The organism is Burkholderia sp. SCN-KJ (assembly GCF_024656005.1).
Taxonomy (GTDB): domain Bacteria; phylum Pseudomonadota; class Gammaproteobacteria; order Burkholderiales; family Burkholderiaceae; genus Burkholderia.
This window is the reverse complement of the sequence record NZ_JANKOG010000012.1, coordinates 77,947-92,465: the sequence shown is the minus strand read 5'-3', so window position 1 is coordinate 92,465 and position 14,519 is coordinate 77,947. Positions and strand designations below refer to the sequence as shown.

Annotated in this window: 15 protein-coding genes; 7 read left to right on the top strand and 8 right to left on the bottom strand. The window is 67.0% G+C overall.

The features are described 5' to 3' along the window. Positions 1-74 precede the first annotated feature (74 nt). From dmpG to NQV17_RS20615, 6 genes are all read right to left on the bottom strand, one after another. Complete coding sequence (gene dmpG / locus NQV17_RS20640; protein WP_059539660.1) at positions 75-1,106, bottom strand: 4-hydroxy-2-oxovalerate aldolase; 1,032 nt, start codon at positions 1,104-1,106, stop codon at positions 75-77. A gap of 16 nt (positions 1,107-1,122) precedes the next feature. After that, positions 1,123-2,022 carry an acetaldehyde dehydrogenase (acetylating) gene (locus tag NQV17_RS20635; RefSeq protein WP_044845651.1) on the bottom strand — a complete coding sequence of 300 codons (900 nt, stop codon included), beginning with the start codon at positions 2,020-2,022 and terminating at the stop codon, positions 1,123-1,125. Between the two features lie 19 nt (positions 2,023-2,041). Beyond that, on the bottom strand, positions 2,042-2,824 hold the full coding sequence (gene dmpE, locus NQV17_RS20630; RefSeq protein ID WP_257773663.1) for a 2-oxopent-4-enoate hydratase: 783 nt from the start codon (positions 2,822-2,824) through the stop codon (positions 2,042-2,044). 87 nt (positions 2,825-2,911) lie between these two features. Further along, the gene (locus NQV17_RS20625; RefSeq protein WP_257773662.1) at positions 2,912-4,294 is read right to left on the bottom strand and encodes a DUF1329 domain-containing protein; all 1,383 of its coding nucleotides are present in this window, start codon (positions 4,292-4,294) and stop codon (positions 2,912-2,914) included. Between the two features lie 41 nt (positions 4,295-4,335). After that, positions 4,336-5,901 (bottom strand): DUF1302 domain-containing protein, encoded by a 1,566-nt coding sequence (locus NQV17_RS20620; protein ID WP_257773661.1) that lies wholly within the window; start codon positions 5,899-5,901, stop codon positions 4,336-4,338. Positions 5,902-6,052: 151 nt separating this feature from the next. Beyond that, the gene (locus tag NQV17_RS20615) at positions 6,053-6,832 is read right to left on the bottom strand and encodes an SDR family oxidoreductase (RefSeq protein WP_257773660.1); all 780 of its coding nucleotides are present in this window, start codon (positions 6,830-6,832) and stop codon (positions 6,053-6,055) included. 139 nt (positions 6,833-6,971) lie between these two features. Between NQV17_RS20615 and NQV17_RS20610 the strand changes: the two genes are divergently transcribed. The 6 genes from NQV17_RS20610 (at position 6,972) to NQV17_RS20580 (ending at position 11,451) form a co-directional block, all read left to right on the top strand. Beyond that, on the top strand, positions 6,972-7,808 hold the full coding sequence (locus NQV17_RS20610) for an alpha/beta fold hydrolase (RefSeq protein ID WP_257773659.1): 837 nt from the start codon (positions 6,972-6,974) through the stop codon (positions 7,806-7,808). A 62-nt stretch (positions 7,809-7,870) separates the two neighbouring features. Beyond that, complete coding sequence (locus NQV17_RS20605) at positions 7,871-8,659, top strand: SDR family NAD(P)-dependent oxidoreductase (RefSeq protein WP_257773658.1); 789 nt, start codon at positions 7,871-7,873, stop codon at positions 8,657-8,659. Between the two features lie 38 nt (positions 8,660-8,697). Next, the gene (locus NQV17_RS20600) at positions 8,698-9,447 is read left to right on the top strand and encodes an electron transfer flavoprotein subunit beta/FixA family protein (RefSeq protein WP_257773657.1); all 750 of its coding nucleotides are present in this window, start codon (positions 8,698-8,700) and stop codon (positions 9,445-9,447) included. Between the two features lie 16 nt (positions 9,448-9,463). Next, positions 9,464-10,414: an electron transfer flavoprotein subunit alpha/FixB family protein gene (locus NQV17_RS20595; RefSeq protein ID WP_257773656.1), complete on the top strand. Its 951-nt coding sequence runs from the start codon at positions 9,464-9,466 to the stop codon at positions 10,412-10,414. Between the two features lie 3 nt (positions 10,415-10,417). After that, positions 10,418-10,948 (top strand): transferase hexapeptide repeat family protein, encoded by a 531-nt coding sequence (locus NQV17_RS20585; protein WP_308236594.1) that lies wholly within the window; start codon positions 10,418-10,420, stop codon positions 10,946-10,948. Between the two features lie 254 nt (positions 10,949-11,202). After that, positions 11,203-11,451, top strand: coding sequence for a hypothetical protein (locus tag NQV17_RS20580; RefSeq protein ID WP_257773760.1), 249 nt, complete (start codon positions 11,203-11,205; stop codon positions 11,449-11,451). Positions 11,452-11,512: 61 nt separating this feature from the next. Here the strand turns inward: NQV17_RS20580 and NQV17_RS20575 are convergent, their stop codons facing one another. Beyond that, on the bottom strand, positions 11,513-11,872 hold the full coding sequence (locus NQV17_RS20575; protein WP_257773759.1) for an aldo/keto reductase: 360 nt from the start codon (positions 11,870-11,872) through the stop codon (positions 11,513-11,515). 59 nt (positions 11,873-11,931) lie between these two features. Here NQV17_RS20575 and NQV17_RS20570 point away from each other — a divergent pair, with 59 nt between their 5' ends. Continuing rightward, entirely contained in the window at positions 11,932-12,984 is a 1,053-nt protein-coding gene (locus tag NQV17_RS20570) for an alpha/beta fold hydrolase (protein WP_257773758.1), read from the top strand. A 36-nt stretch (positions 12,985-13,020) separates the two neighbouring features. Here the strand turns inward: NQV17_RS20570 and NQV17_RS20565 are convergent, their stop codons facing one another. Then, on the bottom strand, positions 13,021-14,184 hold the full coding sequence (locus NQV17_RS20565; protein ID WP_257773655.1) for an MFS transporter: 1,164 nt from the start codon (positions 14,182-14,184) through the stop codon (positions 13,021-13,023). Between the last annotated feature and the right edge of the window lie 335 nt (positions 14,185-14,519).

The following is a 14,519-nucleotide window of genomic DNA, read 5'->3' as shown; positions in this document are numbered from 1 at the left end:
CCGCGATCGCCGCGGCTCCGGCAGGAGACTGACCTGCGATGCGCCCATGACATGGAAGGCAGGGCAGATCCCCGTTATGCCGCCACCGCCCGTGCCCGCGCCATCGTCAGCGCCGCATCCTCGATCATGTCCTCCTGCCCGCCGACGAGCCGCTGCCGGCCGAGTTCGACGAGGATGTCGCGCGCCGGAATCCCGTACTTCGCTTCCGCGCGCTTCGCGAACAGCAGGAACGACGAGTAGACGCCCGCGTAACCGAGCGTCAGCGCATCGCGGTCGAGGCGGATCGGCGCGTCCATGATCGGCACGACGAGATCCTCGGCGACGTCGGAAATCGCGAACACGTCGACGCCGGTCTCGATTCCCATCCGGTCGCACACCGCAACGAACACTTCCATCGGCGTATTGCCCGCACCGGCACCGAGGCCGGCGGCAGCCGCGTCGATCCGGTTCGCGCCGGCGGCGACCGCAGCGACCGAGTTCGCGACGCCCATCGCGAGGTTGTGGTGGCCGTGGAAGCCGAGTTCCGTCTCCGGCTTCAGCGCGGCGCGCACCTGGCCAATGCGCGCGGTCACGTCGTCGGGCAGCATGTGGCCGGCCGAATCGGTGATGTAGATGCAGTTCGCGCCGTACGACTCCATCAGCTTCGCCTGCACGACGAGCTGCTCGGGCGACGACATGTGCGCCATCATCAGGAATCCGACGGTATCGAGGCCGAGCGTGCGCGCGAGGCCGATATGCTGTTCCGACACGTCGGCTTCGGTGCAGTGCGTCGCGACGCGGATCGTGCCGACGCCGAGCTCGTGCGCCATGCGCAGGTGCTCGACGGTGCCGATGCCGGGCAGCAGCAGTGCCGACACCTTCGCCTGCTTCAGCTCCGGAATCACGGCGCTCAGGTACGCCTCGTCGGTATGCGCGGGAAAACCGTAGTTGACCGACGCGCCGCCGAGCCCGTCGCCGTGCGTGACCTCGATCAGTGGCACGCCGGCCGCATCGAGCCCGCGCGCGATGTTGCGCATCTGGTCGAGCGTGATCTGGTGACGCTTCGGGTGCATCCCGTCGCGCAACGACATGTCGTGGACGGTGATCTTCTTGCCTGCAAGTGACATCGTGTGACTCCTCGACTCAAGCGGTGGCGGCCGTCGCGGCCAGCATCTGTTCGGCGAAACGCTCGGCCGTGGCGGCCGCGGCGGCGGTCATGATGTCGAGATTGCCCGCGTATTTCGGCAGGTAATCGCCGAGCCCCTCGACTTCCATGAACACCGACACGCGGTTGCCGTCGAACACCGGGCCGTTCTTCAGCGTGTAGCCGGGCACGTAGCGCTGCACTTCCTTGACCATCGCATGCACCGACGCGGTGATCGCGTCGACGTCGGGCGGGCCGTCGGTCAGGCAGTGGATCGTGTCGCGCATGATCAGCGGCGGCTCGGCCGGGTTGATCACAATGATTGCCTTGCCCTTGCGGGCGCCGCCGACCTGCTCGATCGCGCCGGACGTCGTGCGCGTGAATTCGTCGATGTTCTTGCGCGTGCCGGGGCCGACCGAGCGCGACGACACCGTCGCGACGATCTCGCCGTACGCGACCGGCTGCACGCGCGACACCGCGTACACCATCGGGATCGTCGCCTGGCCGCCGCAGGTCACCATGTTCACGTTCATCTGCGCGCTGCCGAGATGCGCGTCGAGGTTGACCGGCGGCACGCAGTACGGCCCGATCGCGGCTGGCGTCAGGTCGATCATCTTCACGCCGAGCGCGGTGAGCTTGTCGGAGTTGTCGCGGTGCACGTAGGCCGACGTCGCGTCGAACGCAATGCGGATCTCGTCGTCGGCGACGTGCGGCAGCAGCCCGTCGACACCTTTGTCGGTGGTCTTCAGCCCGAATTCGCGGGCCCGCGCGAGGCCGTCGGACGCCGGGTCGACGCCGACCATCCACACCGGTTCGAGCACCGGCGAGCGGCGCAGCTTGTAAAGCAGGTCGGTGCCGATGTTGCCGGGCCCGATCAGTGCGCATTTGATTTTCTTCATCAGGATTCTTCCTCTTCCTTTAGATAAAGCGGACGTCGCAACCGCCGATACCCGAGATGTGCATCGACAGCGCGTCGCCGGCCGTGACCGGAATCAGTTTCGCGAGCGAGCCGGACAGCACGATCTCGCCGGCGAGCAGCGGCACGTCGTATTCGGCGAGCGTGTTCGCGAGCCACGCGACCGCGTCGGCGGGATGGCCGAGCGCCGCGTCGCCGCGGCCTTGCGCGACGGTTTCGCCGTTCTTCTCGATGGTCATCTCGCACGCGGCGAGATCGAGCGTGCGCGGATCGACGCGCGCATCGCCGAGCACGTACACGCCGCACGACGCGTTGTCGGCGACGGTGTCCACGATGCGGATCGCCCAGTCGCGAATGCGCGAATCGACGATCTCGAAGCAGGGCGCAACCGCGGCCGTCGCGGCGATCACGTCGGTGCGGTCGATGCCGGGGCCGCGCAGGTCGCGCGCGAGGATGAACGCGATCTCGCCTTCGGCGCGCGGCGCGATCAGCGACTCGGTGGCGATCGCCTCGCCGGCCGCGTAGTGCATGCCGGACAGCAGGATGCCGAAATCGGGCTGGCGCACGTTCAGCATGTCCTGCACAGCCTTGCTCGTCACGCCGATCTTCTTGCCGACCACCGATTCGCCGCATTCGACACGGCGTTCGATGAAGCGTTGCTGGATCCGGTACGCATCGTCGAGGGACAGCCGGCGCGGCCGCCCCGACAGCGGCGCGACAGGCGCGCGGGAGTGCCACGCGGCATACAGCTCGTCGCCGAGCGTCGCATGCAAGCGGTTGGACATGGTAGGGCCCTCGAATGGAAAAGGCCGCCGTCTCGGGCGGCGTCCGTCGTGCGCCGGAGCGAGGCTCCGGCGCGTGCGGCGATTTGGTTAGTTACCCGAACTGCGGATCGCGTCCGGCGAGAAATATGCCTCGCTGAACTGCGGGCTGTTGTCGAGCTTCGGCATCGGCCCTTCGTTGGTCAGGCGGTCGGCCATGTAGGCACCCGAAATCAGGTCGTGGAAGAACACGACACCCGGGTAGAACGTCTTCGCGTCGTACGCGTACAGCGTCGTCGCGACGTTGGTGCGCCACAGCTGGCCGCGTGCGTCGTAGTTGTCGGCGAGCAGCGTCATCCACGAGTCCTCGTCGATGTACAGCACGCGCTTCGCGTACTGGTGACGATAGCCGCTCTTCAGCGTCGCTTGCAGCACCCACACGCGATGCAGCTCGTAGCGGATGTACGAAGGGTTTTCATGTCCCTTGGTCAGCAGGTCCGCATACTTGACCGAGCTGTCCATCGCCTTGTAGTTGTCGTACGGCACGTAGACTTCACGCTTGCCGACGATCTTCCAGTCGTAGCGGTCGCCGGGGCCGTTGTACAGGCGGTCGTCGTCGACGGTGCGGAAGCCGCCCGGGCCCTGCGGCTGGTCATAGCCGTATTCGGGCGCCTGGCGCACGCGCCGCGTGCCCGGGTTGTACATCCACGTGCGCGACGAGTTGTCCGCGCCGGCCTTGTCCCAGTTCGTGAAGCCGACGATCAGCGAGCCGCGGTCGGACAGCGGCAGCTCCGTCGCGTTGCGATAGAACGTGCGGTTGTTCAGGTCGCTCTTCACGTCGTACTTGCCGACGTTGCGCGGCGAGTAGATGTCGTAGCGCACCTTGCCCCACGCGATGTTGCCGTCGGAGTACACGACCGCCTGGTCGTAGGTCGCCTGCTCGGTGCCGATCGCCGACGAGAAGCGCTGGTTCCACAGCAGCTCGGCGGCCGTCTTCGGGATCGGGTACGGCACCTGCGGCGGCGCGTTGGTCAGCCCGTTCGCGTCGGACGTCATCGTCGAATCGGGCGCATACGTGCGGATGTCCTTGTAGACGGAATCCGCGTAGCGGAAGTCGCGATGGCTCGGATAGACGTTGATCTTGAACGTGGCCGGATAGCGCTTGAACATCGCCTTCTGGCCGTCGGTCAGGTGCTCCGCGTACTGCGCCATGTTCTCGGCGGTGATCGTCGCGACCGGCTTCTCGTTCGCGAACGGATCGGGGTAGCGGCTGCCGCGCTTGTACTGCACGTCGGGCGGCGTGCCGAGCCACTTGCCCGACCACTCCGGCACGCTGTTGTCCTTGCTCGCGGCGCGCACCGCGCCCATCGGCGTGAGCGGGCCGTCGAGCGCCTTCAGATCGTCCGGCGTGACCTTCGCGAACGAGGCCGTCGCGACGAGCGCGCACGCGGCCATCACCGATGCGCGCAGGAGGGGGAGACGAGTTCGTTTCATGACAAATCCTCTTCTTGCTGAGTGACGAGCGGCCGGGCCGCTCAGAAGTGGTAGGTCGCCGTGGCGAGCACGTAGTCGCGATCCGCGAGCGGACGCGTGACCGGGTTCGGCGAGCCGAGGAACTTCGCGTAGACGAGCGCCAGCTGCAGGTTGCTCAGGCGCGTGAACGTCACGCCGGCCGTCACGCGGTGATCGCCCTGGCCCGTCAGCGAGCCGAGCGCGCCGGCGAGCGGCGACGTGCCGGTCAGGTCGTGCGTGTAGGTCAGCGGCACGTCGAGATCCCAGCCGTTGAACACGTTCTTGTAGCTGAGCGTCCACGCGATCTCCATCGCGAGCGCGTTGCGCGAGTTGGCGAGCGTGGTCGAGCCGTCGAGCGCGGAGATGCCGCCGGCATGCACGTACGTCAGTTCGCCGATCAGCGACTGCGAGTTCGCGAGGAAGCTCGGCCCGATCGAGTAGATGCCCGACAGGTTGGTCTGCAGCACGTTCGCGCGGGTCGACTGCGGGCCGGTCGGCGTGTTGACGAGCACGGCCGCACCCTGGCGATACGACACTTCGCCCGCGACGTTCACCGGGCCGACCTGCGTCGAGAAGCTCGCGCCGGTCAGCTTGATGTTGCTGAAATATTTTTGCTGGTACTGCAGCGTCGGGAAGTACGTCGTGACGACGCTCGGGTTCATGTCGTTGTAATGCAGGTGGTACACGCCGAGCTCGGTGTCGCCCAGCACGCGCACGCGTGCGCCGATACCCCACTGGTTGCGGGCGCTCGGCTTGTCGTCGGCCCCGCGCGGAATGATCATCCCGCCGGGGCCGATGATGAACTGCGCGCCCGGGCCGACCACGTCCGAATAGCTCCAGTACGTGCCGGGCGCGGTCAGGCGGTTCTGCTGGAACGAGAACTGGTAGTAGCCGAGCAGGCTGAAGTTCGGCGTGATCTGCCACTGCGTCGAGATCTGCGGCACCGGCAGCAGGATGTCCTTCACCTGAGCGCCCGCGACATAGGACTTGGTGGCATCGGCCGGGCCTTGCGCGCCCGCGATGTTCGGGAAGAACAGGCTTTCGCCCCACGCGACCACCTGGTCGCCGACCTTCACGTTCAGGCTCGTCGGGCCGATCTTGAAGGTGTTGTAGGCGTAGGCGGCGAGCAGCGTCGTGTGGCCGCCCGACCAGTAGCGGGCGTCGCCGGTGAAGTTGTTGTACTGGCCCGTGTGATTGACCGTGCCGGGCGCGTCGTTGTAGTTCGGGTGGCGGTACGCCTGATCGTAGAACGTGCTCGCGCGGACGAACACGCCCCAGTCGTCGTGTTTCAGGTTCACTTCGCCGAGCAGGCTGACCTGGTTCTCGATCAGCTTGTTCTTCGCGAAGTTGCGGTCGCCGTCGTCGCCGTTGATGTTCGCCGGCGTCAGCAGATTGCCGCTCGGCGCACGCGTGCGCATGCCGAGGCCGTAACTCAGCGTGAACGTGTAGTCCAGCGTCGTGTCGGCGCCGAGCTCGATCGTGCTGCCGGCGTGCGCGTCGGGAACGGCGCAAGTCAGCAGCGCGGCGGCCAGCGTCGACAGCGCGGCGGTGGCCCGCTTGTCGGTACGGCGCGAAATCCGTTGATGCATGGTGTCTCCTCTGGGGGTATCGACGACGGTCGACTGTGGTTGTCGTGAGAGGCAGAGTAGGGAGATCGCGATAGCAGGGAATCGTCAAAATGAACTAGATGACTTCCCTAGGACTGGAAACGATCGGCGCGCGCCTCTGGCGGCGCGTGCGTCAGCGCGCTTGCATCTGCGCCGCGGCCAGGAACGCGGGCCGTTCGCCCCCGCCGTCGAGCCGCAGGTTCGCGCCCGACGTGTACGACGCGTCTGGCGACGCGAGGAACACGCACGCCGACGCGACGTCGTCGGGCGTCGCGAGCCGTCCGGCCGGAATCGTCGCGCGGATCGCATCGAGCGCCGCATCGTCACCGTAGTGGCCTTCGGTCGCGGATTCGGTTTGCACGAGGCTCGGGCTGATCGCACACACGCGCACGCGCGGCGCCCACTCGACCGCGAGCGACGTGACAGCGTTGACGAGCCCCGCCTTCGCGGCGCCGTACGCGGCGGTGCCGGGCGACGGCCGCGACGCGCTGACGCTCGCGATGAACAGCATCACGCCGCCGTGCGGTTGCGGCTGCATGATCGCGTTCACGCGCTGCGCGAGTTGCAGCGGCGCGATCAGGTTCAGCCGCACGATCGATTCGGTGAAGCGCGGCGACGCGTCGGCCGCGAGCACGAACGGCGAGCCGCCCGCGTTGTTGACGAGCACGTCGAGGGCGCCCGTCGAGGCGCGGACCGTCGCGAGCATCGCGTCGACCTGCTCGATGTCGCGCAGGTCGGCCGCGATGAAGGTGGCCGTGCGTCCGCCGGCGGACGGCGGCGTGTCGGGCGCGCTGCGCCCGCACACGAACACGCGCGCCCCCGCCGCGAGAAACCGCTCGGCGATGCGCCGCCCGATGCCCTTGGTGCCGCCCGTCACGAGCACCGTCTTGCCGCTGTAGTCGAATCCGTTCATCGTCTGCCTCCATTTTCGGTGGCCCGATGATAGGAACAAGCGCGCGCGGCTTCGTAGTCTGAAAGGATGATGTCGGCCGGCGCCGGCGGCGCAATCATCGTGGCAGGCATCCATCGACCGACGAAGGAGACAACCCGCGATGACGACCCCCACGACGCCGCCGGCCGGCATCTTCACCGACGTTCCGGGCGGCTTGCGCCTGCATCATTTCGAGGCGGGCGCAGGCCGCCCGGTGGTGTTCATCCACGGTAGCGGCCCGGGCGCGAGCGGGTTCAGCAACTTCAAGCACAACTACCCCGCATTCGCGGCGGCCGGCCACCGCGCGATCGTCGTCGACCTGCCGGGCTACGGGCAGTCGTCGAAGCCGTCCGGCGTCGCCTACACGCTCGATTTCTTCGTCGGCGCGCTGCACGCGCAGCTGGCCGCGCTCGGCATCGGGCCGGCCGTGCTGCTCGGCAACTCGCTCGGCGGCGCGATCGCGCTGAAATACGCGCTCGATTACCCGGATGAAGTCGACGGACTGATCATGATGGCGCCGGGCGGCGTCGAGGATCGCGATACCTATTTCCGGATGGAAGGGATCCAGCGGATGGTGAAGCTCTTCACCAATCGCCAGATGAATGACGACACGATGCGCGAGCTGCTGACGCTGCTGGTGCACGATCCGGCGATCGTCACCGACGCGCTCGTCGCCGAGCGGATGAAGGTGTGCGTCGAGCAGCCGACCGAAGTGCTGTCGACGATGAGCGTGCCGAACCTGACGGGCGCGCTCGCCGACCTGCGCTGCCCGGTGCTCGGTTTCTGGGGCACGGACGACCGCTTCAATCCGGTCGGCGGCGCGCTGACGTTCCTCGAGCGCTGCCGCGACGCGCGCTTCGTGCTGCTGAACCGCTGCGGCCACTGGGTCATGGTGGAGCATGCGGCCTATTTCAATCGGGAATGCCTCGATTTCCTGGCTGCTCCGACGGCGCGATGATGCGCGATGGTTTTGATGGCCGGCCTGTTCGTGGCCGGCTCGCCTGAATACAAGGAGACACAATGAAACTCATCGAAGACCTCTTCGACCTGCGCGGCAAGGTGGCCGCGATCACCGGCGGCGCGCGCGGCATCGGCGCGGAAACGGCGCGCACGCTGGCCGCGGCCGGCGCGAGCGTCGCGATCCTCGACGTGCTGTCGCAGCCCGCCGAAGCGCTCGTCGAGGAGATTCGCGCGCAGGGCGGCCAGGCCGCGTTCTGGTCGCTCGACGTCACGCAGGAGGCCGACGTCGAGCGCGTGTTCGGCGAGATCGTCGCGCGCTTCGGGCGCCTCGACGTGCTCGTGAACAACGCGGGCATCGAAGGGCACAACGTGCCGACGCACGAACTCACGCTCGCACAGTGGCAGCGCGTGCAGGACGTGAACGTCAACGGCGTGTTCCTGTGCACGCGCGCGGCGATTCCACGCCTCGAAGCGGCCGGCGGCGGCTCGATCGTGAACCTGTCGTCGATGTACGGGATCGTCGGCGGCCCGGACGTGCCCGCGTATCACGCGTCGAAGGCCGCGGTGCGGATGATGGCGAAGGTCGATGCGATGCTGTACGCGGCGAAGAACATCCGTGCGAACTCCGTGCATCCGGGCTACATCCGCACGCCGATGCTCGAGGACGCATTCCGCCAGATGGGCCAGGATCCCGACAACGTGTTCGGCTATCTGCAGACCAACGTGCCGATGGCGAAGATCGGCAGCCCGCGCGACATCGCGGCCGGCATCCTGTATCTCGTATCGCCGGCCGGGCGCTACGTGACGGGCGCGGAGCTGGTGATCGACGGCGGATACACCGCGCGCTGACACGCCGCGGCGGTCGAAACAAGAGAGGAGGCAGGCAGTTGAAAGCGCTCGTGGCAGTGAAGCGCGTGGTCGACGCGAACGTGAAGGTCGGCGTGAAGTCCGACCGCACCGGCGTCGACATCGCGAACGTGAAGATGTCGATGAACCCGTTCGACGAAATCGCGGTGGAAGAGGCCGTGCGGCTGAAGGAGGCCGGCGTCGTGACGGAGGTGGTGGCCGTGTCGGTCGGTGTCGCGCAGGCGCAGGAAACGCTGCGCACGGCGCTGGCGATCGGCGCGGATCGCGCGATCCTCGTCGAGTCGAATGACAGCGTCGAGCCGCTGGCCGTCGCGAAGATCCTGAAGGCGCTGGTCGACAAGGAACAGCCGCAACTGGTGATCCTGGGCAAGCAGGCGATCGACGACGATTCGAACCAGACCGGCCAGATGCTGGCTGCGCTGGCAGGCCTGCCGCAAGCGACGTTCGCGTCGAAGGTGACGATCGCCGACGGTCGTGCGACGGTCGCGCGTGAGGTCGATGGCGGCGCCGAAACGCTGTCGCTTCAACTGCCTGCAGTTGTTACCACGGACCTGCGCCTGAACGAGCCGCGCTACGTGACGCTGCCGAACATCATGAAGGCGAAGAAGAAGCCGCTGGAAACGGTGAAGCCGGAAGACCTCGGCGTGGATGTCACGCCGCGTCTGAAGACGCTGAAGGTGGCCGAGCCGCCGAAGCGCGCGGCCGGCGTGAAGGTGCCGGACGTGAAGACGCTGGTCGACAAGCTGAAGACCGAAGCCAAGGTGCTGTAACAGGGAGCGGACGGACATGACGATTCTGGTAATCGCCGAGCATGACGTGGCATCGGCTGGCGGCGCGTCGCCGATCAAGGCCGCGACGTTGAGTGCGGTGGCGGCTGCGCAGGCCATTGGCGGCGACATACACGTGCTGGTCGCAGGCCACAACGTGCAAGCAGCGGCCGATGCGGCAGCGAAGATCGCAGGCGTTTCGAAAGTGCTGCTCGCCGACGCGCCGCAACTCGCGGACGGTCTCGCCGAGAACGTCGAAGCGACGGTGCTGACCGTCGCGTCGAACTACTCGCACATCCTCGCGCCGGCCACCGCGTACGGCAAGAACATCGCGCCGCGCATCGCCGCGAAGCTGGACGTCGCGCAGATCTCCGACATCACGGCGGTGGTATCGGCCGACACGTTCGAGCGTCCGATCTATGCTGGCAACGCAATCGCGACGGTGCAGTCGGGCGACCCGATCAAGGTGATCACGGTGCGGACGACGGGCTTCGATCCGGTCGCGGGCGTTGGCGGCAGCGCAGCGGTCGAGAAGATCGAAGCGGCAGCAGATGCGGGTGTGTCGCAGTTCATCGGCCGGGAGGTGACGAAACTCGATCGCCCCGAACTCACCAGCGCGAACATCGTCGTGTCGGGCGGCCGCGGCCTGGGCAGCGGCGAGAACTACATGAAGGTTCTCGAGCCGTTGGCCGACAAGCTGAGCGCCGCACTCGGCGCGTCGCGCGCGGCAGTCGACGCCGGCTACGTGCCGAACGACTACCAGGTCGGCCAGACCGGCAAGATCGTCGCGCCGCAGTTGTACATCGCCGTCGGTATTTCCGGTGCGATCCAGCATCTGGCCGGCATGAAGGATTCGAAGGTGATCGTCGCGATCAACAAGGATCCGGAAGCGCCGATCTTCGGCGTGGCCGACTACGGCCTCGTCGGCGACCTGTTCACGCTCGTGCCCGAAGCGGCCGCGGTGCTTTGAGCGATGCCGCTGTTCGAATTCAACGGCATGCGCCCGCGCGTCGATCCGTCCGCATACGTTCATCCGAGCGCGGTCGTGATCGGCGACGTGACGATCGGCGCGCGCTGCTACATCGGCCCGCATGCGAGCCTGCGCGGCGACTTCGGCGCGATCGTCGTCGGCGACGGCAGCAACGTGCAGGACGGCTGCGTACTGCACGTCGGCATCCGCGAGACGTGCCGGCTCGGCGTGAACAGCCACATCGGCCATGGCGCGATCGTGCACGGCGCGACGCTCGAGCCGGACACGATGATCGGGATGAACGCGGTCGTGATGGACGGCGCGACGATCGGCGCGACCACGATCGTCGCGGCCTGCGCGTTCGTGAAGGCCGGTTACGACGTGCCGCGCGGCGTGCTGCTCGCGGGCGTGCCGGGCCGTGTGGTGCGGCGGCTGAGCGACGCGGAGATCGACGCGAAGGCGAACGGCACGCGGATCTATCAGCAGCTGGCGGTGGATTGCTTGAGGTGGCTCCGGCAGATCGACGGCGCGTAAGCGATGCGCGTTGTCGTTCAGGCGGCGGATGCTTGGCCGGCGGCAAGACCGTCGTGCGTCAGTGTGAATACCGCAAACCCCGTGCGCGCCGAGCGCCGCGCCGAAAGCGCGATGCCACGGTTTTATCGGGGTTTGTGCGGATGGCGATTCGCCGTCGTGCATGCCGGTCGCGACGTTCGCGCGGGATCGATTGCCTGATGCGGCGCCGTTGTCTTAAGATCGGCGTCAGACCATCCCACCGCCTCCGGCGCCGAATGAAAACGACCCTACGCCTGCGCGTCGCCATTATCGCTTCGGCCTTCGCCGTCTATCACATATTCATGCACGTTCAGTGGGTCGCCAGTGGTTGCATCGAATTTCGCGGCAGCCGGCATTGCAGCTTCGAGAACAGTGAGAATTTCGAAGGCATGATGGACTTCGACCTGCTGCTGACCTGCGCGTGGGTCGCGGGCGCGATGATGGCGTGGTTCGCGGTCGCGCGGTCGTCGAAGAAACCGGGTTGACGTCAGGACGACACCGCCGGGGGCTGCGGATGCGACGCGTGCGGCGGCGCGTTTTTCGCCGTCAATGCCCGACGGTTGCCATCATTCGCGCCGAATGGCGTTCGCCTGTCGCCGCACCGACCGGTGCGGCCTCGTCGAGCGCTGCCAGTTCGCCGGATGAGTGATCGATGTCCGACACGGCAACGTTTTCTTCAAGATCTGCGATACGCCGGTTACCCGGAATGGGCACCATGTTGCGGCTCGACGTCCATGCGATGGCACCTTGCGAAGGCGTGACACGCTTCGACGTTGCGATTGCGGCGATCCGGTCGACCAGCCGGCGGCTGCACGCGCGACACAGGCGCATACAGACGGATTCAGGCAATGCGTCCTGTTGCCGTCGTTCGATCCGCCTTGCAAGCCGTTTCCTATCGACTAACATTTTCCGGTAGCGTCTGTTTTGCGGTTTGTCGGTCAGTCCCACTGAAACGGGAGATAAAAATGCCAGAAGAAATCGACCCGCGCCGGCGTGGCTTTGCGCGCATGGCAGCCGGTGCGCTTGTTGCAGCGCAGTTCGAGATGCTGCAATCCGCTCACGCACAAAATGCGCCGTCGGCAACCCCGCCGCTTCCACCGATCAAGCCTGGAAGCCATCCGTCGTTCACGACGATCAAGCAGATCAAGGCCGGGTTGCTCAACGTCGGCTATGCGGAAGCGGGCCCGGCCGATGGGCCGCCAGTCATGCTGCTGCACGGCTGGCCATACGACATCCACAGCTTCGTCGACGTCGCCCCGGCGCTCGGCGCGCAGGGGTATCGGGTGATCGTCCCGTACCTGCGGGGCTACGGCTCGACCACCTTCCTGTCGGACCAGACGATGCGTAACGCGCAGCCGACGGCCGTTGCACTCGACATCATCGCGCTGATGGATGCGCTGGATATCCGGACGGCTCTGTTCGGTGCATTCGACTGGGGCGCGCGAACCGCCGATATCATTGCCGTGCTGTGGCCGGAGCGTTGCAAGGGGCTGGTATCGGTGAGCGGCTATCTGATCGGCAGTCAGAGCGCGGGGAAAATGCCGTTGCCGCCCGCCGGCGAGTTCCAGTGGTGGTATCAGTTCTATTTCGCGACCGACCGTGGCCGCGACGGCTACGAGAAGTACACCGAAGATTTCGTCAAGTTCATCTGGAAACAGGCGTCGCCGAAATGGAACTTCGACGACGCGACCTTCGCGCGAAGCGCGCCGGCTTTCCGAAACCCGGATCACGTCGCCATTACGATCCACAATTACCGATGGCGGCAGGGGCTTGCGGTGGGCGAGGCGAAGTACGACGAATACGAGCAGCGGCTTGCATCCGCGCCGCCGATCACGGTTCCGAGCATCACGATGGAAGGCGACGCGAACGGGGCGTTTCACGTGCCGCCGGCCGTCTATCGGTCGAAGTTCACCGGCAAGTACGAGCATCGCACGATCACGGGCGGTATCGGCCACAATCTGCCGCAGGAGGCGCCGCAGGCATTCGCCCAGGCGGTGGTCGACGTCGGACGGTTCTGACCGGCAGGCTGCGCGGCGGTTCGTCCGGCGACGGCGTCATTGCGTGCGCACCGGCTCCGGCCGGTCGCGCAGGATCGCGAGCGACAGCGCCGCCAGCCCGCAGCTGGCGATGAGCATCAGCAACGCGCCCTTGCCGGCATGCACCATCACCCAGCCGCCGATCGACGGAAACCCGAACGCGCCGATGAAATACGACGCGACGAACCAGGTCAGCACGCCATGCCGTTGCGCGTCCGGGCAATCGTTGACCGCCTGCGCCTGGATCACCGGATACATGAGACCGTAGCCGGCGCCCAGCAGGACGGCCGCGACGGACTGCAGCGATGCGTGCGCGGCAGCGCCGAACATCGCGAGCGCGCCGAGCAGCATCAACATGAGCAGGCCCTTGGTCGCCGTTTCGGGGCGCGCCATCCTGACCCATCTCCCGAGCAGCCAGCGCGCGCTCACCACCGTCATCGTATAAACACTGAAGAATGTGCCGGGCCGCGCCTGCGTGCCCTGCATGAGCGACATCTGGAACGTCATCAGGCCGGAGAACACGCAGGTGCCGAGCGCGATCATCGCGATCGGCGCGGCCGCCCGCGTGCGCGAGATCGTGCGCAGCTCGCGCACCCACCGGCCGCCGGCGACGGGGGCGGACGGACGCGGGCTCAGGCGGCCGAATGCTTCCAGCATCAGCGACGCGAGCGCGCACAGCGCGCCGACCGCGTAAAGCGTGTCGTCGATCGACCAGTGGAGCATGCGCATCGCATAGGCGGCAAACGCCGGGGATGCGCCGATTCCGGTCATCTGGAACGTCGCCGATCGAAAGAACCAGGTGCCGCGCTCCGCACCGCTGGTACGCTCCGCCAGCGACATCGGCGCGGCCAGGTGAAACGCGCCCCAGCCGAAGCCGACCAGGAAGCCGGACGGCAGGTCCGCATAGGCCGCGCGCCCGACGAGCGCGAAGCCGACGATGCCGGCGCCGATGCACAGTGACGACAGCGCGGCGATCCGCGCGGTGCCGATCTGCTGCGAGAACCAGCCGACAAACGACAAGCCGGCGAACGTGCCGACCGTCGCCGCGGCCAGTGCCGCGCCGGTATCGAGATCGCTGCCGCCGATCGCGCGAAAGCGCATCGACAGCAGGAAGGTCGCACCGTAGCCGCCCGCGGTGAGCAGGGTGCCGACGAGAAACAGCAACGCACTTTGAACACGCATGACAGCGATCCGGGGCGACGGCGACGGTCGGGGTGAATCGTCGATTGCGAGACAGTATGAACCAGGACCGATGCGGGATGCCCGCATTCGTGATGCTGCGTGCGTGCCGTCGGCTTTTGTCCGACATGGCTCGAACACGCTCTTCGGAGCGCGCCGTTGCGCATCGAAACGCCTGCATCGGCGGGGCTGCGCGACGAAGTTGAATGCGTCGGGCCGGCACCGTTGCGCGCCGCGCGGCGCCTGGTTTTTTTCGACGCACGAGGCACCCGCGCGCACTTTGATTTCCCCTGTCCGCTGCACTAGATTCGAAACATTACGTGCCAGCGACTGCGCGA

Excerpts from the sequence above, each read along its gene's own strand:
- NQV17_RS20615 (WP_257773660.1), bottom strand. The coding sequence starts at position 6,832 with ATGAACGGATTCGACTACAGCGGCAAGACGGTGCTCGTGACGGGCGGC.
- NQV17_RS20635 (WP_044845651.1), bottom strand. The coding sequence starts at position 2,022 with ATGAAGAAAATCAAATGCGCACTGATCGGGCCCGGCAACATCGGCACC.
- dmpE (WP_257773663.1), bottom strand. The coding sequence starts at position 2,824 with ATGTCCAACCGCTTGCATGCGACGCTCGGCGACGAGCTGTATGCCGCG.
- NQV17_RS20620 (WP_257773661.1), bottom strand. The coding sequence starts at position 5,901 with ATGCATCAACGGATTTCGCGCCGTACCGACAAGCGGGCCACCGCCGCG.
- NQV17_RS20575 (WP_257773759.1), bottom strand. The coding sequence starts at position 11,872 with ATGTTAGTCGATAGGAAACGGCTTGCAAGGCGGATCGAACGACGGCAA.
- NQV17_RS20570 (WP_257773758.1), top strand. The coding sequence starts at position 11,932 with ATGCCAGAAGAAATCGACCCGCGCCGGCGTGGCTTTGCGCGCATGGCA.
- NQV17_RS20565 (WP_257773655.1), bottom strand. The coding sequence starts at position 14,184 with ATGCGTGTTCAAAGTGCGTTGCTGTTTCTCGTCGGCACCCTGCTCACC.
- NQV17_RS20625 (WP_257773662.1), bottom strand. The coding sequence starts at position 4,294 with ATGAAACGAACTCGTCTCCCCCTCCTGCGCGCATCGGTGATGGCCGCG.
- dmpG (WP_059539660.1), bottom strand. The coding sequence starts at position 1,106 with ATGTCACTTGCAGGCAAGAAGATCACCGTCCACGACATGTCGTTGCGC.
- NQV17_RS20605 (WP_257773658.1), top strand. The coding sequence starts at position 7,871 with ATGAAACTCATCGAAGACCTCTTCGACCTGCGCGGCAAGGTGGCCGCG.
- NQV17_RS20595 (WP_257773656.1), top strand. The coding sequence starts at position 9,464 with ATGACGATTCTGGTAATCGCCGAGCATGACGTGGCATCGGCTGGCGGC.
- NQV17_RS20610 (WP_257773659.1), top strand. The coding sequence starts at position 6,972 with ATGACGACCCCCACGACGCCGCCGGCCGGCATCTTCACCGACGTTCCG.
- NQV17_RS20585 (WP_308236594.1), top strand. The coding sequence starts at position 10,418 with ATGCCGCTGTTCGAATTCAACGGCATGCGCCCGCGCGTCGATCCGTCC.
- NQV17_RS20580 (WP_257773760.1), top strand. The coding sequence starts at position 11,203 with ATGAAAACGACCCTACGCCTGCGCGTCGCCATTATCGCTTCGGCCTTC.